19 protein-coding genes are annotated in these 20,247 nt (G+C 49.5%); 7 read left to right on the top strand and 12 right to left on the bottom strand.

All coding sequences use genetic code 11. From position 1 onward, the window contains the following. Positions 1-52 precede the first annotated feature (52 nt). The gene (gene fbp, locus RN22_RS03225; RefSeq protein WP_046303057.1) at positions 53-1,069 is read right to left on the bottom strand and encodes a class 1 fructose-bisphosphatase; all 1,017 of its coding nucleotides are present in this window, start codon (positions 1,067-1,069) and stop codon (positions 53-55) included. Between the two features lie 303 nt (positions 1,070-1,372). Between fbp and mpl the strand changes: the two genes are divergently transcribed. Both mpl and RN22_RS03215 read left to right on the top strand, forming a co-directional pair. Then, the gene (mpl, locus tag RN22_RS03220; RefSeq protein ID WP_082111344.1) at positions 1,373-2,728 is read left to right on the top strand and encodes a UDP-N-acetylmuramate:L-alanyl-gamma-D-glutamyl-meso-diaminopimelate ligase; all 1,356 of its coding nucleotides are present in this window, start codon (positions 1,373-1,375) and stop codon (positions 2,726-2,728) included. Between the two features lie 7 nt (positions 2,729-2,735). Then, positions 2,736-3,368 (top strand): flavin prenyltransferase UbiX, encoded by a 633-nt coding sequence (locus RN22_RS03215; protein ID WP_046303055.1) that lies wholly within the window; start codon positions 2,736-2,738, stop codon positions 3,366-3,368. Between the two features lie 64 nt (positions 3,369-3,432). Here RN22_RS03215 and RN22_RS03210 read toward each other — a convergent pair whose 3' ends face one another. The 3 genes from RN22_RS03210 to argR all read right to left on the bottom strand — a co-directional run bounded on the left by RN22_RS03210 (position 3,433) and on the right by argR (position 7,367). Further along, on the bottom strand, positions 3,433-3,870 hold the full coding sequence (locus tag RN22_RS03210) for a universal stress protein (RefSeq protein ID WP_046303054.1): 438 nt from the start codon (positions 3,868-3,870) through the stop codon (positions 3,433-3,435). 51 nt (positions 3,871-3,921) lie between these two features. After that, positions 3,922-6,492 carry a TRAP transporter permease gene (locus RN22_RS03205; protein WP_046303053.1) on the bottom strand — a complete coding sequence of 857 codons (2,571 nt, stop codon included), beginning with the start codon at positions 6,490-6,492 and terminating at the stop codon, positions 3,922-3,924. A 404-nt stretch (positions 6,493-6,896) separates the two neighbouring features. Further along, positions 6,897-7,367: a transcriptional regulator ArgR gene (gene argR / locus RN22_RS03200; RefSeq protein ID WP_046303052.1), complete on the bottom strand. Its 471-nt coding sequence runs from the start codon at positions 7,365-7,367 to the stop codon at positions 6,897-6,899. Between the two features lie 308 nt (positions 7,368-7,675). Between argR and mdh the strand changes: the two genes are divergently transcribed. Beyond that, entirely contained in the window at positions 7,676-8,611 is a 936-nt protein-coding gene (mdh, locus tag RN22_RS03195; protein WP_046303051.1) for a malate dehydrogenase, read from the top strand. Positions 8,612-8,672: 61 nt separating this feature from the next. Here mdh and RN22_RS03190 read toward each other — a convergent pair whose 3' ends face one another. Beyond that, positions 8,673-9,359, bottom strand: a complete 687-nt coding sequence (locus RN22_RS03190; protein ID WP_046303050.1) for a DUF3313 domain-containing protein — start codon at positions 9,357-9,359, stop codon at positions 8,673-8,675. A gap of 56 nt (positions 9,360-9,415) precedes the next feature. Then, positions 9,416-10,387: an octaprenyl diphosphate synthase gene (gene ispB, locus RN22_RS03185; RefSeq protein ID WP_046303079.1), complete on the bottom strand. Its 972-nt coding sequence runs from the start codon at positions 10,385-10,387 to the stop codon at positions 9,416-9,418. A 269-nt stretch (positions 10,388-10,656) separates the two neighbouring features. Between ispB and rplU the strand changes: the two genes are divergently transcribed. The 4 genes from rplU to folA all read left to right on the top strand — a co-directional run bounded on the left by rplU (position 10,657) and on the right by folA (position 13,413). Next, on the top strand, positions 10,657-10,968 hold the full coding sequence (gene rplU / locus RN22_RS03180; protein WP_002536481.1) for a 50S ribosomal protein L21: 312 nt from the start codon (positions 10,657-10,659) through the stop codon (positions 10,966-10,968). 17 nt (positions 10,969-10,985) lie between these two features. Continuing rightward, positions 10,986-11,243 carry a 50S ribosomal protein L27 gene (gene rpmA / locus RN22_RS03175; protein ID WP_002536479.1) on the top strand — a complete coding sequence of 86 codons (258 nt, stop codon included), beginning with the start codon at positions 10,986-10,988 and terminating at the stop codon, positions 11,241-11,243. Between the two features lie 384 nt (positions 11,244-11,627). Next, a complete protein-coding gene (gene cgtA, locus RN22_RS03170) occupies positions 11,628-12,809 on the top strand; it encodes an Obg family GTPase CgtA (RefSeq protein WP_046303049.1) in 1,182 nt (393 codons plus the stop codon). 121 nt (positions 12,810-12,930) lie between these two features. Next, complete coding sequence (gene folA, locus RN22_RS03165) at positions 12,931-13,413, top strand: type 3 dihydrofolate reductase (protein ID WP_046303048.1); 483 nt, start codon at positions 12,931-12,933, stop codon at positions 13,411-13,413. 4 nt (positions 13,414-13,417) lie between these two features. On the opposite strand, the gene RN22_RS03160 is transcribed toward folA, so the two are convergent. Genes RN22_RS03160 through lptD form a run of 6 tightly spaced genes read right to left on the bottom strand, consistent with a single transcriptional unit; the run spans position 13,418 to position 20,115 of the window. Beyond that, positions 13,418-14,251, bottom strand: a complete 834-nt coding sequence (locus RN22_RS03160; protein ID WP_046303047.1) for a symmetrical bis(5'-nucleosyl)-tetraphosphatase — start codon at positions 14,249-14,251, stop codon at positions 13,418-13,420. 8 nt (positions 14,252-14,259) lie between these two features. Next, positions 14,260-14,634 (bottom strand): Co2+/Mg2+ efflux protein ApaG, encoded by a 375-nt coding sequence (gene apaG, locus RN22_RS03155; RefSeq protein WP_002536469.1) that lies wholly within the window; start codon positions 14,632-14,634, stop codon positions 14,260-14,262. Between the two features lie 20 nt (positions 14,635-14,654). Then, a complete protein-coding gene (rsmA, locus tag RN22_RS03150; RefSeq protein ID WP_002536467.1) occupies positions 14,655-15,464 on the bottom strand; it encodes a 16S rRNA (adenine(1518)-N(6)/adenine(1519)-N(6))-dimethyltransferase RsmA in 810 nt (269 codons plus the stop codon). Continuing rightward, a complete protein-coding gene (gene pdxA / locus RN22_RS03145) occupies positions 15,461-16,456 on the bottom strand; it encodes a 4-hydroxythreonine-4-phosphate dehydrogenase PdxA (protein WP_046303046.1) in 996 nt (331 codons plus the stop codon). The genes rsmA and pdxA overlap by 4 nt, the downstream gene beginning before the upstream one ends. Beyond that, positions 16,443-17,741: a peptidylprolyl isomerase SurA gene (surA, locus tag RN22_RS03140; RefSeq protein WP_046303045.1), complete on the bottom strand. Its 1,299-nt coding sequence runs from the start codon at positions 17,739-17,741 to the stop codon at positions 16,443-16,445. Before surA ends, pdxA begins: the two co-directional genes overlap by 14 nt. A 22-nt stretch (positions 17,742-17,763) precedes the next feature. Then, on the bottom strand, positions 17,764-20,115 hold the full coding sequence (gene lptD / locus RN22_RS03135) for an LPS assembly protein LptD (RefSeq protein ID WP_046303044.1): 2,352 nt from the start codon (positions 20,113-20,115) through the stop codon (positions 17,764-17,766). Positions 20,116-20,247 lie beyond the last annotated feature (132 nt).

The raw sequence follows: 20,247 nt of genomic DNA, 5'->3' as shown, positions 1-20,247 counted from the left end.
CCTAAAATGAACAAAGCCCGGCAATATTGCCGGGCTTTGACGTTTTAGATGCTTACTCTTCGCCAGGGTAAGTCTCGAGGAATTCTTCGACTTTTTCCACCATATGGGTGGAGCCAACAAAGAACGGCACGCGCTGGTGAAGCTCAGTGGGTTTGATGTCCATGATGCGCTGTGCGCCATCAGACGCCTTACCGCCCGCCTGTTCGATGATGAAGGCCATGGGGTTGCATTCATAAAGCAGGCGAAGCTTACCGCTGCGATATGCGGCAGTACTTGGGTACAGATACAGACCGCCTTTAAGCATGTTGCGGTGGAAGTCTGACACCAGTGAGCCGATGTAGCGCGACGTGTATGGGCGTCCGTCTTCCGGCACATTCTCCTGACAGTACTTGATGTACTTCTTCACCCCGAGAGGGAAGCGGATGTAGTTCCCTTCGTTGATGGAGTAGATTTTGCCATCCTCTGGAATCGTCATGTTCTCGTGGGAAAGACAGAACGCACCGATGGATGGGTCATAGGTAAAGCCATGCACGCCATTACCAGTGGTGTAAACCAGCATGGTTGAGGAGCCATAGATGATGTAGCCTGCCGCGACTTGTTGGCTACCCGGCTGAAGGAAATCCTCCATCGTAGCCGGTTGACCAATAGGAGAAACGCGGCGGTAGATGGAGAAGATGGTTCCGACGGAGACGTTCACGTCGATGTTGGAAGAACCATCGAGTGGGTCCATCAGGATGACATATTTGGCGTTGCGGCCAAGTTCGGTGTCGAAGATAACTGCATCATCTTCTTCTTCACTGGCTACGCCACACACTTGATCCCGTGCAGCCATCGCTGCTTTGAATTTCTCGTTGGCGTAGACGTCCAGTTTTTGTTGTTCTTCGCCCTGGGCGTTCTTTCCACCAAATGCACCCGTGATATCAGCGAGTCCCGCTTTGTTGATTTCACGGTTGACGATTTTGGCCGCAAGTCGGATAGAAGAGAGGAGTGAGCTGAGCTCTCCACTGGCGTTCGGGTATTCATGTTGCTTTTCAACAATGAACTCGCCAAGTGTACGCATATCGGACATTCCAGATCCTTTTGATGTCTGTTATTAGATTCTTGGGTAAGATGCTGGAAAACAAAGTCGCAAGCGAAGAGCAATAAGGCCTTTGCTTTCCTGGTTGATTCGATGCGTCCGGTGCATCGCTTGGGTGGCAGGCAAAAGTTTTTGCCAAAAACGTGACGTCACAACCGGACAAAAAATCAACTTGTTACACATTTTATAGTGTAGAACTTTTTATTCGTATCGAAGTAATTTGGACATGTCGGGATCTGTGATCCTTAGGGAATCAGACCGGGCAAAGTCACTGATTTAAGCTGACGGAACCTTATGCATATACACATTTTAGGGATTTGCGGCACCTTTATGGGCGGTGCAGCCATTCTAGCCAGACAACTGGGTCATAAAGTGACAGGTTGTGACGCCAATGTTTACCCACCAATGAGCACACTGCTGGAATCTCAAGGGATTGAGATCATTCAGGGCTATGATCCTTCCCAACTTGATCCTGCGCCGGATCTGGTGGTGGTGGGTAATGCCATGAGCCGCGGAAATCCGTGTGTGGAATATGTGCTGAACAACAACCTTAATTACACCTCTGGCCCTCAGTGGTTATTGGATTTCTTGTTGAAAGATCGTTGGGTGCTGGCGGTGGCGGGCACGCACGGAAAAACCACGACAGCGAGCATGCTGGCTTGGGTTTTGGAAGATTGCGGTTACCAGCCGGGTTTTTTGATTGGTGGTGTTCCGGGTAACTTTGGCGTATCTGCGCGCCTTGGTGAAACCATGTTCTTCGTGGTCGAAGCCGATGAATACGACAGTGCTTTTTTCGACAAGCGTTCTAAGTTCGTGCATTACCATCCACGCACGCTGATCATGAACAATCTTGAGTTCGATCATGCTGACATCTTCGACGATCTGAATGCTATCAAACGTCAATTCCATCATTTGGTAAGAACCGTACCTGGGATCGGCCGTATCATTGCGCCTTCAAATGATGAAAACATCAAATCGACGTTAGAGATGGGTTGCTGGAGCGAGCTGGAGTTTGCTGGCGAAGATGGTATCTGGAAGGCGGAAAAGCGTGTAGCTGACGGCAGTGAATTTGATGTTTGGTTTGAAGGTGAGTTGGTTGGCAGCGTGAAGTGGGATCTTATTGGCGACCATAACGTCAGTAATGCATTGATGACTATTGCTGCAGCCCGTCATGTGGGGGTGACCCCGGATTTGGCGTGTGAAGCCTTAGGCAGTTTTATCAACACCAAACGCCGTCTCGAGCACAAAGGCGATTTCAATGGCGTCACGGTTTACGACGACTTTGCCCATCACCCAACCGCGATTAAAACCACACTGGAAGGCTTGCGCGCCAAAGTGGGAGAACGCCGTATCCTTGCGGTGTTAGAGCCTAGATCCAACACCATGAAGCTTGGCGTACATAAAGATGAGATTGCACCATCACTGGATGCTGCCGATGAGGTATTGCTGTTCCAACCAGAACACATTAAGTGGTCGGTGAAAGACGTAGCGGACGCCTGTAAAGCGCCGGCAAAAACCTTCGATGAGATTGATGCTCTGGTTTCAGGCATCGTCGGTGAAGCCAAGACAGACGACGTTATACTGGTGATGAGTAACGGTGGTTTTGGTGGCATTCACGACAAGCTCAAAGCCGCGCTGGAACAACGATAAGGAACACATGGCAACTTCAATGAGTGACAAACGCATCACACTGGCCTGGAGCGGCGCTTCCGGTGCACCTTATGGGCTCCGCCTACTGGAGTGCTTACTCGCGGCTGACTATGAAGTGTATCTGCTGGTGTCATCCGCTGCGCGTGTGGTACTGGCAACGGAACACGGTTTGAAACTGCCATCCGGCCCTGAAGCTGCGAAAGAAGCCTTGGTGAAACACCTCAATGCACCCACCGATAAATTGGTAGTGTGTGGTAAGGAAGACTGGTTCTCGCCAGTGGCATCTGGCTCAGCAGCTCCGAAGAAAATGGTGGTGTGCCCCTGTTCTGCGGGCTCCCTGGCAGCGATTGCCCATGGGATGTCGGATAATCTGGCTGAACGTGCGGCCGATGTGGTGCTAAAAGAGCGCGGCCAATTGCTATTGGTGGTGCGCGAAACTCCGTTTTCCACTTTGCATTTAGAAAACATGCTGAAGCTGTCGCAAATGGGCGTGACCATCATGCCCGCGGCTCCGGGGTTTTATCACCAACCCAAGTCTATCGACGATCTGGTGGACTTTATGGTGGCGCGTATTCTCGATCACCTCGGTATCGAACAGGTCCTCGTACCGCGGTGGGGCTACGATCAGCGCGATAAATAACTCTGATTCAGATAAAGAAAAAGGGCGGTATTTATACCGCCCTTTTTAGATCTTGGTGTTGCAATCAGCCTTGTGGCTTCATGATCAACACGTTGATTTTTGACTGCTCCAGCACCTTAGATGCTACAGAGCCAATGATAAGTTTGTTCGCTTTAGAGCGTTTGTGGCTAGGCATCACGATCAAATCGCAGCCAAGGCTGTCAGCAGTTTTGACAATGGCCTTGTAAGGTTTGCCCTCCGCTACAGATAAATCATACGCCAGACCTTCCGGCACCATGCGCTCGGCAAAGGCTTTCAGGTTGTTACGCACGTCCTGTTTCATCTGGCGGGCAGCATCTTCCGGGAAGTAAGACTGCACCATGGAGTTGTGAATGCCCGGTAGGGCGGTCAACAGGTGCAAGGTTGCACCCGTTTGTCCTGCGATCCAAACAGCGTGCTCAACGGCTTTGTCAGCGAAGCTTTCATCATTCAAATCAACAGGGACCAGAATGTGTTTATACATATCGTCTACTCTCTTATGTGGTAGTGACCGGGGCTTTAAGCCCCGGACTGATTACGCTGTTTGTTGTTTTTCTGCTCTTGCACGGCGGCGTTGATTCCATGCCATGGCAGCAAGCAGGATAAGAGTTGGCACAAATACCCATTCTTTCGCCGGGCGCTCAGCAGGTGTGCTTACCTGAACTATTTCCCAGTCGAAATCGATACCTGCATCAGACGCCGGACTGCCCCACTGAACCATATCGACCAATTTCGAACCTTCTTCATCACGAAGCTCTAAGCCGGTAGACAGCACACGTGCCAGACCTTCTGCTTCTTCATAGTTCACTGGAAGGTGTACGTGTTTGGTAACGACGTCACCATCAATGGTTTCACCACGAACCTGTAGGTTAAGCGTTTGACCATTCGGCAGTTTTTCTGCCACTTCAATGATAGCTGAACCTGGGTAATCGTTTGTTGGCGGAAACACCTGATCCCACCAGTAACCCGGGCGGAACAGTGAGAAGGTGATCAGCAACATGAGAAGGGTTTCCCACCACTTGTTCTTGGTAAACCACCATCCCTGTGTGGCGGACGAGAATACCAGCATGGCGATCACTGCTGAGCCTATGGTCAGCAGTAGATGCACTGGGCCTTCTATATCCATCAACAGCAGTTGGGTGTTGAAGATGAACATAAACGGCAGGATTGCAGTACGGATATCGTAAGTGAAACCCTGAATACCGGTTTTGATTGGGTCAGATTTCGCAATCGCCGCTGCCGCAAAGGCCGCGAGACCAACTGGTGGGGTGTCATCTGCCAGAATACCGAAGTAGAACACGAACAGGTGAACGGCGATCAAAGGAATAATAAGGCCTTCCTGCGCACCCAGTGTCACGATAACTGGTGCCATCAGGGTCGATACCACGATGTAGTTTGCCGTCGTTGGCAGACCCATACCTAGAATCAGGCTGATGATTGCGGTGAACAGCAGCATCAACATGATGTTACCGCCAGAGATGAACTCGACGAAGTCAGTCATCACCAGACCGATACCAGTCAGTGTGACCACGCCTACCACAATGCCTGCAGCAGCAGTCGCTACACCGATACCAATCATGTTACGTGCACCGGCAACAAAGCCCTCTGCCAAGTCGATGAAACCGTTTTTGATTTCTTCACCGAAGTTAGATTCGCCATGAAAGAAAGCAAAAAGTGGGCGTTGAGTGACGACGATGAACATCATAAACAAGGTTGCCCAGAATGCAGACAGACCTGGTGAGAAGCGTTCAACCATCAGACACCAAACCAGTACTACGATTGGCAGCAGGTAGTAGAGACCAGAACGAGCGGTTGGACCCGGATCCGGCAGCTCTGAAAGGTCAGTGTCTGCAGGGTCTTCTACTGCGTCTTTCTTGTATTGCGCTGAGTAGCGAACCAGTGCGATGTAGGCAATGAAAATCGCAACCGCAATGATTGGGCTTGCCGCAGCGCCAAACACATCTTTGGTCCAGCCAATACCGTAGTAAACCGCAAAGCTCAGCACGCAGATACCAATCACGATGGTCAGGAAGCTCAGCAGAGACTGTACCAAGGTTGATTGATGGCGACGTGGAAGGCCTGTCATGCCTGCCTTACAAGCTTCAAGGTGAACGATGTAGATAAGTGCGATGTAAGAAATGATGGCAGGCAAAATCGCCGCCTTAATCACTTCGATGTAAGGAATACCGACGTATTCCACCATCAGGAAAGCCGCCGCACCCATGATAGGTGGTGTCAGCTGACCATTGGTTGATGCAGCAACCTCTACCGCACCCGCTTTTGTTCCTGGGAAGCCGACTCGTTTCATCAACGGGATGGTGAATACACCAGTGGTTACCACGTTTGCGATAGATGAACCTGAAATCAGGCCGGAAAGGCCAGAAGCCACAACGGCTGCTTTTGCCGGACCACCACGCATGTGGCCGAGCATAGAAAACGCCACTTTAATGAAGTAACCACCTGCACCCGCACGATCAAGCAAGGCACCGAAGAGTACAAACAGGAAGACAAAAGACGTTGATACACCCAGTGCAACACCAAATACACCCTCTGTGGTCAGCCACATGTGCGACATGGCTTTATTCAGGCTTGCCCCTTTGTGCGCGATAACATCGGGCATGTGGGGACCTGCGAAGGTATAGAGCAGGAAGACCAGCGCGACCACCATCAGCGGCGGGCCTAGGGCGCGTCTTGTCGCTTCCAGCAACAAAATCATGCCTGTGACTGCAACAACAATATCAAACGTTGTTGGTGCACCAGCGCGTGAAGCGAGCTCGGTATAGAACAGGAAGAGATACCCGGCTGCAAAACTTCCTGCGGCCGCAAAAATCCAATCCTGGACAGGAATGCGATCTCGTGGAGAGTTTTTCAATGCAGGGTAAGCGGTGAATGCCAGAAAGATAGCAAACGCCAAGTGAATCGATCGTGCCTCGGTATCATTGAGCGCGACAGTAAATGGTGAGGCATACCAGAGCTGGAAAATAGACCAGCACAGGGGAACGAACCAGAGGATCTTCCCTGATATACCTGACGGAGCGCGGGCTCCGGTGTCCGCTTGAGCGACGATATCCTGCGCTTCTTGCGGTGTCTCGGTCGTCTTCGTCATGCCATTGTCCTTTAATCGGCAAGTAAAAGTGTAAAAAAACCTGACATCAGATGCGGATAACCCGCAACGAAGCGGGCTATCTCCACAGCGTGTTTTATACGCCTTTATTGTCTTCACCTAATGACGAGTACTGCTTGGTACGGTCTTGTGTAAGACTCAGTTTATTTTGTGTATTTAGGATTCTTTGGTTATGAATGATAACAAATCCGTTTCCAAAATTTAAAACTAGCGAAATATTTTGTCATGGTATTTCGCATCGAATTGAGGCGTGAGGGAAGATAAAAGTCAGAAAGTCTCAATAATGAGATAAAAGATAGTGTCGGAGTATGACTACTTGGATAAGGAAATAGGCTGGATGATCGGAAAATCATCCAGCCTATTTTGGAAGGTTTTCTCTGTTTGAATTAGCGGGAGTAATCGAAAAGTCCGCAAACGGCTTCAAACAGTCGCGCAGTGGTGGTTGAGCGCGTTGGGGTGATAAAGATGGTGTCATCACCGGCAACCACACCCAGAATGCCTTCTGCTTTACCCAGTGAATCCAAGAGACGAGCGATAAGCTGAGCTGCACCAGGACCAGTATGGATAACCACCAAAGCATCGTTGTAGTCGATATCCATGACCAGCTCTTTCAGCGGGCTGCTGGTAGTGGGTACGCCAAGTTCTACTGGTAGGCAGTACACCATTTCCATTTTTGCGTTGCGGGTGCGTACAGCGCCGAACTTGGTCAGCATGCGGGAGACTTTAGATTGATTAATGTTCTCAAAGCCTTGCGCTTTCAGAGCATCCACGATTTCGCCCTGGGAGCTGAATTTCTCTTCTTTCAGGATGGCTTTGAAAGCCTTCACCAATTGATCTTGTTTATCTGAATTGCGCATATTTCTTCTTTCTTCCCCGTGTCAGGATGGCGCATTCTTGCATAGTGATTCAGTCACGGGCAATAAAATCAGCGGCAAAGTGACGCACCTATCACCTTTCAACAGGCTTGAGGAGCTTTGACGGTAAAAATGAGAAGCGCGGCTTATCCTCATGCCGATAAGCTTGTGGTTATCTATGATGGGAACGTATCATGCGCAAAGGTCCGTTATGCATACGGGGTTGTCAGTGAATGTAAGTAAACCACCTTATGCTGACTTACCTCGTATCCAAGGTCTGAAATAATAAAATCGTAAATAAGGAGAACGAGATGAAAGTTGCTGTGATTGGCGCCGCTGGTGGCATTGGTCAAGCTTTAGCCCTGCTTTTGAAAAACCGTCTGCCTGCGGGTTCAGATTTGGCTCTGTATGACATAGCACCGGTAACGCCAGGTGTTGCTGTCGATCTTAGCCACATCCCGACCCCAGTATCTATCAAAGGTTACAGCGGTGAAGATCCAACACCTGCACTGGAAGGTGCTGACGTGGTTCTGATTTCTGCCGGTGTAGCGCGTAAACCAGGTATGGATCGTTCAGATCTGTTCAACGTGAACGCGGGTATCGTTCGTTCTCTGAGTGAAAGAATTGCTGATGTGTGCCCGAAAGCACTGATCGGTATCATCACTAACCCTGTGAACACCACTGTAGCTATCGCGGCAGAAGTGCTGAAAGCAAAAGGTGTTTACGACAAGAACCGTCTTTTTGGTGTAACAACACTGGATATCATCCGCTCGGAAACTTTTGTGGCTGAGCTGAAAGGCAAAGATCCAGGTCAGGTACGTGTGCCGGTTATCGGCGGTCACTCTGGCGTAACTATCCTGCCACTGCTGTCTCAGGTTGAAGGTGTTGAGTTTACTGAAGAAGAAGTGGCTGCACTGACACCACGTATCCAAAACGCGGGTACTGAAGTGGTTGAAGCAAAAGCGGGTGGCGGTTCTGCAACTCTGTCTATGGGGCAAGCTGCATGTCGCTTTGGTCTGGCGCTGGTTCGCGCAGCTCAAGGCGAACAAGACGTTGTTGAGTGTGCTTATGTGGAAGGCGATGGTAAATACGCACGCTTCTTCGCTCAACCAGTGCGTCTGGGCAAAAACGGTGTGGAAGAGATCCTGGATCACGGCCCACTGAGTGCTTTCGAGCAAAACGCACTGGACAGCATGCTGGATACACTGCGTAAAGATATCCAACTGGGCGAAGAGTTCGTTAAGTAACTTTTCCCTCAAAGAGAAAAAGCGGCTTGTCAGCCGCTTTTTTTATGCCCGCGCAGTCCGATTATTCGCTGGTAACTTTACTGTCGAGTGTTTTGCCTAAGCGCTCGACCCAAAAGTTAATCGCATCTTTGGCATCGTCCAGTGAATCGATCATGGTGGACAGGTCTTTATTCCCTGCTTCACGATCTATGACGGCGAAAAGTGGCTTGTCATCACTTGCGTCACTGACCAATAACTCAATCGTCGCGCTGCCGACATTGGTGTGTTCACCAGTGGTGATCTTTGAGATCGTAGAAATACCTAATCCGACAGGGAGCAGGCTACTGGTCACCGCCAGAATTGGATTTGGCGTTTCTACGTTGCTGATTGCAATACTCAGTCGAAGCGTATTGTTTTCAGGTGTTTCAACGATACGTTTGTGCGGAGCAATCTTTTCTTTAAGTGTTTGTGCAAGATATTCTGTTAACTCGTGAATATCTTCGTCATCTAGTTCATTGCTTTCTGACGTTAATACGTAAATCCTGTCCAAAACGACGGAGTCATATTGGGCAAGCTTGCGTTTTAATCTTGCTTCATCGCGTAATCCCACGCGCGCCCATACCAGATCAACGCCGCCTTCAGGGCCGGCTTTAAAATCCTCGTATGAGGTGAATGAAGTCGCGGGAATACGATTGCCTCCGGCACAGCCGAAAAGCATGGCACTGCCTAACACAATGGCAGCGGCTTTCATGGGAAAGGGCTTCAACATTTCTTCCTTAAAATCGCATCAAAAAGAAAACGCACCCTGGGGTGCGTTAAACAAGATTACTTTTTACGGTGCACAGCAATGTGTGCCAGCGCCTTGAGCGCCTCTTTATATTCTGACTCTGGAATAGGCGCGAGGGCTTCTATGGCCTTCTCCGCTTCTTCCTCCGCGCGTTGGCGAGTGTATTCCAGAGAGCCGCATTGCTCCATGCAGGCAAGGATAGGATCGAGTTTGTCCAGACCATTACCTTGTTCGATCGCTTCACGGATCATGGCTGCCTGCTCGGTGTTACCGTTGAGCATGGCGTGTAGCAATGGCAGGGTAGGTTTGCCTTCAGCCAAGTCGTCTCCGGTATTTTTGCCCATCTCATCGCCTTGTGAGGTGTAATCCATCACATCATCAATAAGCTGGAAAGCGGTGCCAAGGTAGCGGCCGTAATCCTGCATCGCTTTTTCAATATCTTCTGAAGAATCAGACAGGATCGCACCGATCTGGGTTGCCGCTTCAAAAAGACGCGCAGTTTTTGAGTAGATCACCTGCATGTAACTTTCTTCAGTGGTGTCGGGGTCATTACAGTTCATCAACTGCAAAACCTCGCCTTCTGCGATCACATTGGTAGCTTCACTCATCAGATCGAGGATCCTCAAAGATCGAAGCTCTGTCATCATCTGGAATGAGCGTGTATAAATGTAGTCGCCCACCAGCACGCTGGCTGCATTGCCAAACATAGCATTGGCAGTTGCTTTGCCACGGCGAAGGTCCGATTCATCGACAACATCGTCGTGTAGCAGGGTAGCGGTATGGATGAATTCGATAAAGGCAGCGGCGGTGATGTGTCCTTCACCTTGATAATTCAGCGCACGGGCTGATAAAACAGCAAGCATTGGGCGCAGGCGTTTGCCTCCACCACTGACGATATAAAAACCTAATTGGTTAATCAGGGCGACGTCAGAATTCAGTTGCGCAAGTATTTTTTTGTCCACTTTTGCCATGTCATCGGCAGTCAGTGCTTGGATGGTGTTAAAATCCATTGATGCGTCCGGTCCAAGGGAAGATTGCAGTTTGCTGCTCTCGTTTTTGCGATGATAGTACACTAAAATTCCTTACTCGACACAGTATCAATGTTGGCAAAATAAGCGGTTAAATACAGTGAACAGGTTTTCGCCAATTTTCTTTCACTACCCTCTTGCCAGAAGGTGAATCTTACCGTAGAATTCGCGCCCTATTGATGAATTAAATGCGCACCCCTCACTGCACAATTTTTAAACGCAGAAGGCTGTGCGGAAATGCGGAGAAAACCATGTACGCAGTTTTCCAAAGTGGTGGTAAACAACACCGTGTAAGCGAAGGCCAAACTATTCGCTTGGAAAAGCTAGACATCGAAACTGGCTCAACTGTTGAGTTTGATTCTGTTCTGCTGGTAGCTAACGGCGAAGAAATCACCGTTGGTGCACCGTTCGTAGCAGGCGGTAAAGTAACTGCTGAAGTAGTTACCCACGGTCGTGGCGACAAAGTGAAAATCGTTAAGTTCCGTCGTCGTAAGCATTCTCGTAAGCAAATGGGCCACCGTCAGTGGTTCACTGAAGTCAAAATTACTGGCATCAGCGCTTAATCTAGGAGAAGAGATAAATGGCACATAAAAAAGCTGGCGGTTCTACTCGTAACGGCCGTGATTCAGAAAGCAAACGTCTTGGTGTTAAGCGCTTCGGTGGTGAGTCTGTTCTGGCAGGTAACATCATCGTTCGTCAACGTGGTACTAAGTTCCACGCTGGCACTAACGTAGGTTGCGGTAAAGACCACACTCTGTTCGCTCTGTCTGATGGCAAAGTGAAGTTCGAGGTTAAAGGTCCTAAGAACCGTAAATTCGTTAGCATCGAAGCTGAATAATAGCCCTCGATACTGATTCTGAAGCCCTGCCTTACGGCGGGGCTTTTTGTTGCATAGCTAAGTGACTTTTGTCCAAGAGCATTTAGCTATAAAACATAAATGTAAGCTCAGGCGGCTCAGCAGCGAATTTACGCATGCCGCGTATCGTTCGCGGCTTGAAGGGAATCGCGTCACGTGAATGTCACAGATGTCACTAATGCATCTGTCGGCATATATAGCGAGACAATACTGAAAGCAACCCGGCTTTTGATCCTAAGATCTTCCATAGCGGACAATGATCATCGGCCAGAAGTGCTCCATCAGGGTGCTGCTCGATCGCCAATGTAAACCCAGAACACGTAATACCTTCCAAGACGAAGGTGGTGAAGGGCATGGAGAAGAAAAATGAAATTTGTAGATGAAGCGGTAATCCGCGTTGAAGCCGGCGATGGCGGTAACGGTACAGTCAGTTTCCGTCGTGAGAAATACGTACCTAAAGGTGGTCCTGACGGCGGCGACGGCGGCGATGGTGGCGACGTTTACCTGCTGGCAGATGAAAACCTGAACACCCTGATTGACTACCGCTTTGAGCGTTTTCACGCTGCTGGCCGTGGTGAAAATGGCCGTGGTGGTAACTGTACCGGTAAGCGTGGTGACGATCTGATATTGAATGTCCCTGTGGGTACCCGTGCCGTTGATGAAGACACCGGCGAAGTCATTGCTGACCTGACTCACCATGGTATGAAAATCATGGTGGCGAAGGGTGGTTGGCATGGCTTGGGTAATACCCGTTTCAAATCCTCTGTAAACCGCGCTCCTCGCCAAAAATCGATGGGCACCAAGGGTGAATTGCGTCACCTGCGTCTTGAGCTGCTTCTGCTGGCTGACGTGGGTATGTTGGGTCTGCCTAATGCGGGTAAATCAACCTTCATCCGTGCGGTATCAGCGGCTAAGCCTAAAGTGGCGGACTATCCGTTCACCACATTGGTACCAAGTTTGGGTGTGGTGCGTGTTGCTGACAACAAGAGCTTTGTTGTTGCCGATATCCCAGGTCTGATTGAAGGCGCAGCGGAAGGTGCGGGCCTTGGTATTCGATTCCTGAAACACCTTGAGCGTTGTCGTGTGTTGCTGCATATGATTGACCTGATGCCCGTTGACGGTTCTGATCCTGTCGATAATGCATTCACTATCATCGAAGAGCTTCAACGCTACAGCGAGAAGCTGGCTGATAAGCCACGTTGGATCCTGTTTAACAAGATCGACCTGATGAGTGAAGAAGATGCGGAAGCGGAAATCGAACGCATTCTGGATGCATTAGGTTGGGATGAACCTTACTACGCGATTTCTGCCATCAACAAAGGCAATACTCAGCAGCTCACTTACGATCTGATGGAATTCATCGAATCACTGCCAACGGCAATCGAGCCGGAAGAAGTGGCTGAAGAAGCAAAAGTTGAATTCAAGTGGGATGACTACCACGAGCAGGAAATCAAGAAGCAGTCTAAGTCTGATGATGATGACGACGATGATGACTGGGATGATTGGAACGAAGACGATTACGACGTAGAGATCATCTACCGTCCATAATCCGGAATACATAGAAAACCGCCTTGCCCAAGGCGGTTTTTTTTTCGCCCAAATAAGTTCCGTAGGGAAAACCTGTGGTGTAGCATGACGCAGCCGTTTGAAAATAAAGGATCAATAGCAGATGAAGATCAGTATGATTGCCGCAATGGCGAAGGGACGTGTGATAGGGAAAGACAACGCTATGCCTTGGCATCTGCCTGCCGATTTTACCTGGTTCAAACAAAACACGTTAGGCAAGCCAGTCATCATGGGTCGGAAAACTTTTGAGTCCATTGGCCGCCCGCTGCCGGGTAGACGTAATATCGTGATCAGTCGAGATGAAAACTGGTCAGCAGAAGGCGTGGAGAGCACTACCAGCATTGACGCTGCGATTGCGCTAGCGGGCGATGTTGAAGAAGCGGTGATCATTGGTGGTGGTACCATTTACGAAGCGAGCATGTCCCGGGCGGATAAGCTTTGTTTGACCTTTATTGATGCGGAGATAGACGGTGATACCTGTTTCCCTGATTGGGGGCAAGGATGGTCAGAAACGCACCGCGAATCCTATCAGGCTGATGAAAAGAATCGCTACAACATGGAGTTTGTGGTGTTAGAGCGGGCGTAAGCGGTCAGGCATGAATCGGGCAAGGGCGAGAAAACCTTTGCCCATCTTCCCATCTCACCATGGTGAGTGAACCACCCCAAACACAGCCGGTATCCAGCCCTAACAGATTGTTAGTTAATACGCCGCCCAGCGCTGCCCAATGACCAAAAACCAGTGTTTCGTCAATCTTGCGACGATTTGGCATCTGAAACCAAGGCATGAGACTTCCATCTTTTACTTTCTCAGGAGGGAGTTTGCAGGCCATATCCAAGCTACCATCCGGTTCACAAAAACGCATCCGTGTCATGGCATTGATGGTATAGCGGTACTTGTCGATGCCTTCCAATGTTGGGGACCAAAGCGCCGGCTCATTGGCATACATATTCTTGAGTAACCAGATATAACGGTCACTCCTCAGGACACTTTCTACCTCTTTCGCGTTCTTTTTTGCCGTTTTAATGTTCCAGACCGGAGGAATGCCAGCATGGGTCATGACAAATCCTGGACTCTCTTCATTGGCCTGATCAACATGGATCAGCAGGGGCTGCTGGCGAAGCCAATTGAGCAATTCATCACGATCGTCAGCTTCCAGTATCGGTAGGGTTTTGTCTTTACCTTTCGGTTTCATGATCCCTTCTGATACCGCTAACAGGTGGAGATCATGATTCCCCAGAACCGTATGGCCATGCTTTCCTAGGGATTTTACATACCTCAGTACTGCAAGGGAGTCGGGGCCGCGTGCGACTAAATCTCCAGCTATGTATAGGTGATCGCTCGCGGGATCAAAGTTGGCCTCTTTCAACAGCGCGTTAAGATCGTCAAAACAGCCCTGAATGTCGCCGACAAGGTAAGTAGCCACAGATGTTCCTAGTGGAGAATATTGGGAAGCGCGAGACGGAAAGGTGAGACTTCGATGTCGAATTCTTTCTCGTCGACATCGATCATGGTGTAGAACCCTTGCATCACTCCCACTGGGGTTTCCAGCACAGTGCCGCTGGTGTAAGTATATTCGTCGCCCGCTTCTATTAGGGGCTGTTCACCCACAACACCTTCACCTTCGATCACCAGTTTTTTGCCATTGGCATCGGTGACTAGCCATTTACGGCGAAGAAGTTGCGCGTGACGATCACCATTGTTTTCAATGGTGATCGTATAGGAAAACACATAACGTTTTTTATCCGGCTCAGATTGCTCTTCCACATAGTGAGTCAGCACACGAACCGTAAAGTTGTTGTTTATCATCCCTGAAGTGTTCCCTGAAATTATTGTTGATGGTTTGCATCCATCCAGTTTGCCAGTGCAACAAACTGTGCCAGCGTGAGGCTCTCTGGGCGCGCCGAAGGATCGATACCCAGCGATTCCATGGTCTCTGCATCAATCAGTGATTTGAAGCAGTTACGCACGGTTTTACGGCGTTGGTTAAAGCCTTCTCGGCAAACACGCTCCAACCATTTAAGGCTAGTGGTTGGGTGTGGCAGCTCTTTGTGTGGAATAAGGCGCACAACGGCCGAGTCCACTTTTGGCGCAGGTTTAAACGCTGTTGGCGGCACTTCCAATACTGGTACGACTTTGCAGTAGTATTGTGCCATAACAGTCAATCGGCCATAGGCTTTGCTGTTTGGACCCGCAGCCAGACGGTTAACTACCTCTTTTTGCAACATAAAGTGCATGTCTTTCACTTTACCTGCAAAGCTGAATAGGTGGAACATCAGCGGTGTCGATACGTTGTACGGCAGGTTACCGAAAATACGCAGAGGGTTCTCTTCAGAGGACAGTTGCGTAAAGTCGAACTTCATCGCATCGCCTTCATAGATGGTCAGCTTATCTGCCAAATCTGGGTGGTGGCGAAGACGTTCTGCGAGATCGCGGTCTAGTTCTACCACGCTCAGTTTGTCGACTTCGCGCGCAACAGGCTCAGTTAAGGCACCAAGGCCAGGGCCGATTTCAACCAGATTTTCACCTGGCTGAGGGTTGATGGCAGAAACAATGCCGTCGATGATGTACGGATCGTTCAGGAAGTTCTGGCCAAAGCGCTTACGGGCGCGGTGACCAAGGTGGACTTTATCGCTCATGCTTTCTTATCTACTAATTCGAGGGCGTGGGATAGCGCTGTCCGCAGGCTTCCAGTATCCGCCGTTCCGGTACCCGCTAAATCCAATGCGGTACCATGATCTACTGAAGTTCGGATGAAAGGCAGGCCAAGCGTGATGTTGACTGACTTTCCAAATCCTTTGAATTTTAACACAGGCAGCCCCTGATCGTGATACATCGCCAATACGGCATCTGCATCTTTCAGGTACTTGTCCTGGAAAAGTGTGTCTGCAGGCAAAGGGCCAATAAGATTCATGCCTTGCTCGCGAAGTTTTTCAAGTGCCGGCTCGATGATGTCGATTTCTTCGCGCCCCAGACAGCCATCTTCCCCAGCATGGGGATTCAAGCCGCAGACGTAAATCTTAGGTTCAGCAATACCGAACTTGGATTTGAGGTCGTCGTTCAAAATACCAATGACTTGGAAAAGACGATCTTCGGTAATGGCTTTCGAGACATAGGCCAACGGAATATGGGTGGTGACCAAAGCAACGCGAAGTCCTTCAGTTGCCAACATCATCACGACTTGTTGAACGTTAGCATGATGCTGGAAAAATTCTGTGTGGCCGCTGAATGACACGCCGGCACGGTTAATCACACCTTTGTGAACCGGACCTGTCACTACTGCGGCAAACTCCCCTTGCATGTTACCTTCTGCTGCGCGGGTTAGGGTGTTTAACACATAGTGGCCATTCGCTTCATTGAGCTCGCCTGCTACTACGTCAGCTTCAAGTGGCTCATCACAAACTACCAGTACGCCCGGTTGATGGGCTTTTGGAGTTGCTGACGGGTCGTAATCTTCAAAGCGGACATCAATACCAAGCTGCTTGGCGCGCACTGCTAGCATTGCTTTATTGGCGCAAACCACCAGCTCGTGGGGCCAATTGTCATGCGCAAGCGCGAGAACCAAATCAGGACCGATTCCCGCTGGTTCTCCTGGGGTGATCGCAATGCGTTTTGGATTAGCTGTCTTCATCAAGGTTACCCACTTGTTCTACGTAAGCACCGGCACGAAGTTCCTGCAACCAAGCTTGTGCTTCTTCATTAAACTTACGGTTCAGCAGCATGCGGTAAGCTCGGTTTTGCACAGCCGCATCGGTGCGGTCAGCCTGGCGACGATCCAACACTTCGACAATGTGCCAGCCATGAACGGTTTTAAATGGTTCGCTGATTTGACCTTCTGGGAGCGTGTCGACTTTATCTTTGAATTCAGGCACATAAAGCTCTGAGGTTTGCCAGCCAAGGTCGCCTCCTTTCACCGCAGAGCCTGGATCGGCACTGTATTGTTTGGCTAAATCGTCAAAGGTTTTCTCGCCCTTGTTGATTTGCGCAATCATTTGGTTGAGCTGACGTTTCGCACCATCATCACTCAGTACGATAGAAGGCTTAATGAGGATATGACGGGCTTTCACTTCGGTGACGGCGACAGATTGAAGGCCTTTTACATCAGCAATTTTCAGAATGTGATAACCCACACCGCTGCGGAATGGACCAATGACAGCACCTTTGCCGTTGCTTTTGATTTGATCGGCGAAGATGGTTGGCATTTCCTCAAGGCGCATCCATCCCCAATCACCGCCATCAAGTGCTTTCGGGCCTTTGGAGTTTGCAAGAGCGAGCGCTTTGAAATTGGCGCCAGCCTCAAGCTCAGAAACCAGCTCGTTGGCTTTGGCCGCGACAGCATCACGCTCGTCCTTGTCTGCGTCTTCATCTAATCGAAGTTGGATATGACTCAGTCGGTATTCAACGTTCTCTAAATTCTTTGCGTTGAGTTGGGATGCCAGTGACTCCACTTCCTGAGGAAGAATATTAATGCGGCGTCTAACCTGAGCATTACGCGCTTCGCTGATGGTCATCTCACGGCGGATTTGGTCTCGGTAAGACGACCAAGTGATACCGCTACGTTTTAACTCTTCACGTAGTTGGTTTACAGACACATCCTTGTCTTTGGCGATAGAGTCAATGGCCTGCTCTAAGCGGGTGTCGTCGATACGAATACCCAATCTTTTGGCTTCTTGAAGCTGGAGTTCTTCAATGATGAGCTGGTCGAGGATTTGTTGCTCGAGCACATCTTCTGGTGGTAGGTTTGCCGTATCTGCGTTCAAAGCCACTGTCTTTTTTAGAGATTCGACATCACTTGAAAGGATCACTCCTTCATTCACAACAGTGATAACGCGATCTAATTCTGCCGGGGAAGCCGACACCATTAACGAACTGGCTGAGATTGCCGTGGCCAGTAAAGCTTTCGTCCATTTATTCATTTGCGTTTCCAAAATCTCAAAATTAGTTCTTAAGGCCAAACGGATTGCGGTAACCCAAGGCGTTGCCGCTCGCAGAGCTATAGCCAAAGCCAGCGTTCGCACCAAGGCCAAGCAAACTGAATGACAGGCTAATGTTGTTGTCGTAACGCGCGGTATCATTGATATTGCTGCGCGCCAGCAGATATTCGTTGTAACTCAGGCCTATCACCCAACAATCGGAGCGGTAGGTAATCCCAAGTTGATTTTCCAACATGAGATCCTGCGTCAGGTCGTGGAAGTATTGACCACGGACAGTTACACCGTCTGCAATCGGGAAGCCTGTTACCAGACCTACCTGCGAAATACCATCTTCAGTGATTTGATCAAGATTGCTGAACCCTACGGAGCTGGCAATGTAATCTTTGGCAACATATCGGTAGCTGGTCTGTGCAAAGAATCCTCCGTCACGATACTCGACGGTGGCATTACCAAACTGTACATCGCTTAGGTTGCTATCGTATTCGAGAGAGCCTCGAACGAAGAAGTAATCATTGAGGTTTAGCTCACTTTCAATCGCCCATGCAGAGTAATTGATAGAGGTCTCCTCCTGATTGCCGAAACGGTCGAGGTAGTAAATTTGACCAAATGCCACATTAAATCGCTCCTTGTAGCCATCGTCAAAGAAGCGGGTCGCAGCACCAACCGTAAATTGGTTAGCCGGGTTGATAAAATCGACGCTGCTGTATTGATTGGCTCGGAACAATCCGTAGTAATCGGTTTGCAGACGAGCAGTATCGTAACCACCACCTGAGTAGTTGACCGGGTTGTAAATGCCAGATTGGTCAACGTCTTTGATATACAGATATTGAACCTGTGGTTCCAGAGTTTGCGTATACGGGGTATCGAAGAATGCACCGTTACGTTCCAGCGTCACTACCGCATGTAGTCTTGCCATCGGGACCACGCGGGATACCGTTTCTTCGAGCTCTTCCCCGTTGACACCGGTTACCCCGTCAATGTTTGATTGGTCGTAATAGGTGTAAAATACCTTACCTTCAGCGGTAGCACTGAGCCATGGCAGGTTGTAAGGCAGAACAATGGTCGGTTCGATGTTAAAGCGCAGTGCATCTGGCTTGCTGTCATTGTCAGTAGCAAATTTGCTGATTTGCGCAGGCATGTAGAAATCGATGCCATAGCCAGTATCTGGGCGATAATAGTTCATCGCCAGTTGAGGCAGCAGGCGGTATACCGACGTATTTGGGCTTAATGGCTGAAAGTTTCGGATGCTAAGTGTCGAATCCCAATTGAGATCACGATAGGACACTTCACCTGTTTGCAACAAGGTGTTGTCTTCTCGGCTACCCACGCGCGAATCGGTGTGGCGTGTGAAGTAACTAAAATCACTGACCTTGCTATAGTCTATATCGTATAACCAGTGATTTTGGATCCCAGTATGCGTCCAGTTAAAACCCCAGCTCTTATCAAACTCTGGGTAGAGTTTATCTTCCCCCATGTATTCGAGCACCATGCTGCCTGAGCCCATTTCGGTGAGGTAACGGGGCTCCATGGTCATAAACAAGCCACGGTTAGACATATACTTAGGGGTAATGCGCATGTCAGCCTGGGGATGAATATTCCAGTAGAATGGCGTTTCTAGTTCGAAACCATCGGTATCGTTCCAACTGATGGAAGGATAAAGGAAACCTGTCAGTCTGCCATCTTCAACCGGCACGCGAAGGTAAGGCAGATAGAAAATCGGGGTATCTAACACTTCAAAGCGGGCGTGGTAGAGGTCAGCAAAAATGTCACCATCTTCCTTTTCCAACTTACCGGCACTGAAACGCCAGCTTTTGTCATCATCAGGACAGGTGGTGTAAGTGCCATCTTCCAACTCGTAGAAGGTGGTGCCGTTTTTAAATACGCGCTTGGCTTCGCCGCGGCCCGGGGTACACATCATTTTGTACTGGGCATCGTTCAGAGTGGTGTCTTCATTATCCAGATTGGTTTGCAAAGACTGGCCGGAAATAGCGATTTCCCCGTCATGGAAATAAACATTCCCTTCTGCTGTGACGATATTTTCCGGCTGGCGCAGCGTTGCTGTGTCGGCTTTAACAGTGCGATTACCCTGAGTCACCACGACGTCACCACGGTAAATGGCTTTTTCGTTAGCTTTGGCTTCAGCACTGTCTGCTTCAATTCTCACCGGTAAATTGTTGATATCGTCTGTGTTGCCTGTATTGGGGCGACAGCGGTATTCCGGTGCAAGGCATTTTTCAGTCGGGATCACCAGCGGTTCAGTGCTGCCCTGAGTAACTTGGCTCTCTTCCGCCATGGCCTGTCCATAAAGGGCAAGGCAAATCATCGTGGATAAAAAACTTCTGGCAGTCAGTGACATTAAAACTCAATCCTGTTGTTGGCATACAGCACTGGTATACTCTTGCGCTGCGTCCTGGCAATTTTTTGCTGAAAAATGGGGGTTATGATAATGCAAATCATCTCTCACGGCACCTGCTTGCTAGCGGAATCG

The organism is Grimontia sp. AD028 (assembly GCF_000973155.1).
GTDB classification, from domain to species: domain Bacteria; phylum Pseudomonadota; class Gammaproteobacteria; order Enterobacterales; family Vibrionaceae; genus Enterovibrio; species Enterovibrio indicus.
The sequence above is the reverse complement of the archived record's forward strand: the minus strand, read 5'-3'. Positions and strand labels throughout refer to the sequence as shown.

Bases quoted from the DNA above. Each gene is read 5' to 3' on its own strand.
- RN22_RS03210 (WP_046303054.1), bottom strand. From the start codon at position 3,870: ATGTATAAACACATTCTGGTCCCTGTTGATTTGAATGATGAAAGCTTC.
- rpmA (WP_002536479.1), top strand. From the start codon at position 10,986: ATGGCACATAAAAAAGCTGGCGGTTCTACTCGTAACGGCCGTGATTCA.
- surA (WP_046303045.1), bottom strand. From the start codon at position 17,741: ATGAATAAATGGACGAAAGCTTTACTGGCCACGGCAATCTCAGCCAGT.
- argR (WP_046303052.1), bottom strand. From the start codon at position 7,367: ATGCGCAATTCAGATAAACAAGATCAATTGGTGAAGGCTTTCAAAGCC.
- lptD (WP_046303044.1), bottom strand. From the start codon at position 20,115: ATGTCACTGACTGCCAGAAGTTTTTTATCCACGATGATTTGCCTTGCC.
- cgtA (WP_046303049.1), top strand. From the start codon at position 11,628: ATGAAATTTGTAGATGAAGCGGTAATCCGCGTTGAAGCCGGCGATGGC.
- RN22_RS03215 (WP_046303055.1), top strand. From the start codon at position 2,736: ATGGCAACTTCAATGAGTGACAAACGCATCACACTGGCCTGGAGCGGC.
- mdh (WP_046303051.1), top strand. From the start codon at position 7,676: ATGAAAGTTGCTGTGATTGGCGCCGCTGGTGGCATTGGTCAAGCTTTA.
- rplU (WP_002536481.1), top strand. From the start codon at position 10,657: ATGTACGCAGTTTTCCAAAGTGGTGGTAAACAACACCGTGTAAGCGAA.
- pdxA (WP_046303046.1), bottom strand. From the start codon at position 16,456: ATGAAGACAGCTAATCCAAAACGCATTGCGATCACCCCAGGAGAACCA.
- ispB (WP_046303079.1), bottom strand. From the start codon at position 10,387: ATGGATTTTAACACCATCCAAGCACTGACTGCCGATGACATGGCAAAA.
- RN22_RS03190 (WP_046303050.1), bottom strand. From the start codon at position 9,359: ATGTTGAAGCCCTTTCCCATGAAAGCCGCTGCCATTGTGTTAGGCAGT.
- folA (WP_046303048.1), top strand. From the start codon at position 12,931: ATGAAGATCAGTATGATTGCCGCAATGGCGAAGGGACGTGTGATAGGG.
- RN22_RS03205 (WP_046303053.1), bottom strand. From the start codon at position 6,492: ATGACGAAGACGACCGAGACACCGCAAGAAGCGCAGGATATCGTCGCT.
- apaG (WP_002536469.1), bottom strand. From the start codon at position 14,634: ATGATAAACAACAACTTTACGGTTCGTGTGCTGACTCACTATGTGGAA.
- mpl (WP_082111344.1), top strand. From the start codon at position 1,373: ATGCATATACACATTTTAGGGATTTGCGGCACCTTTATGGGCGGTGCA.
- fbp (WP_046303057.1), bottom strand. From the start codon at position 1,069: ATGTCCGATATGCGTACACTTGGCGAGTTCATTGTTGAAAAGCAACAT.
- rsmA (WP_002536467.1), bottom strand. From the start codon at position 15,464: ATGAGCGATAAAGTCCACCTTGGTCACCGCGCCCGTAAGCGCTTTGGC.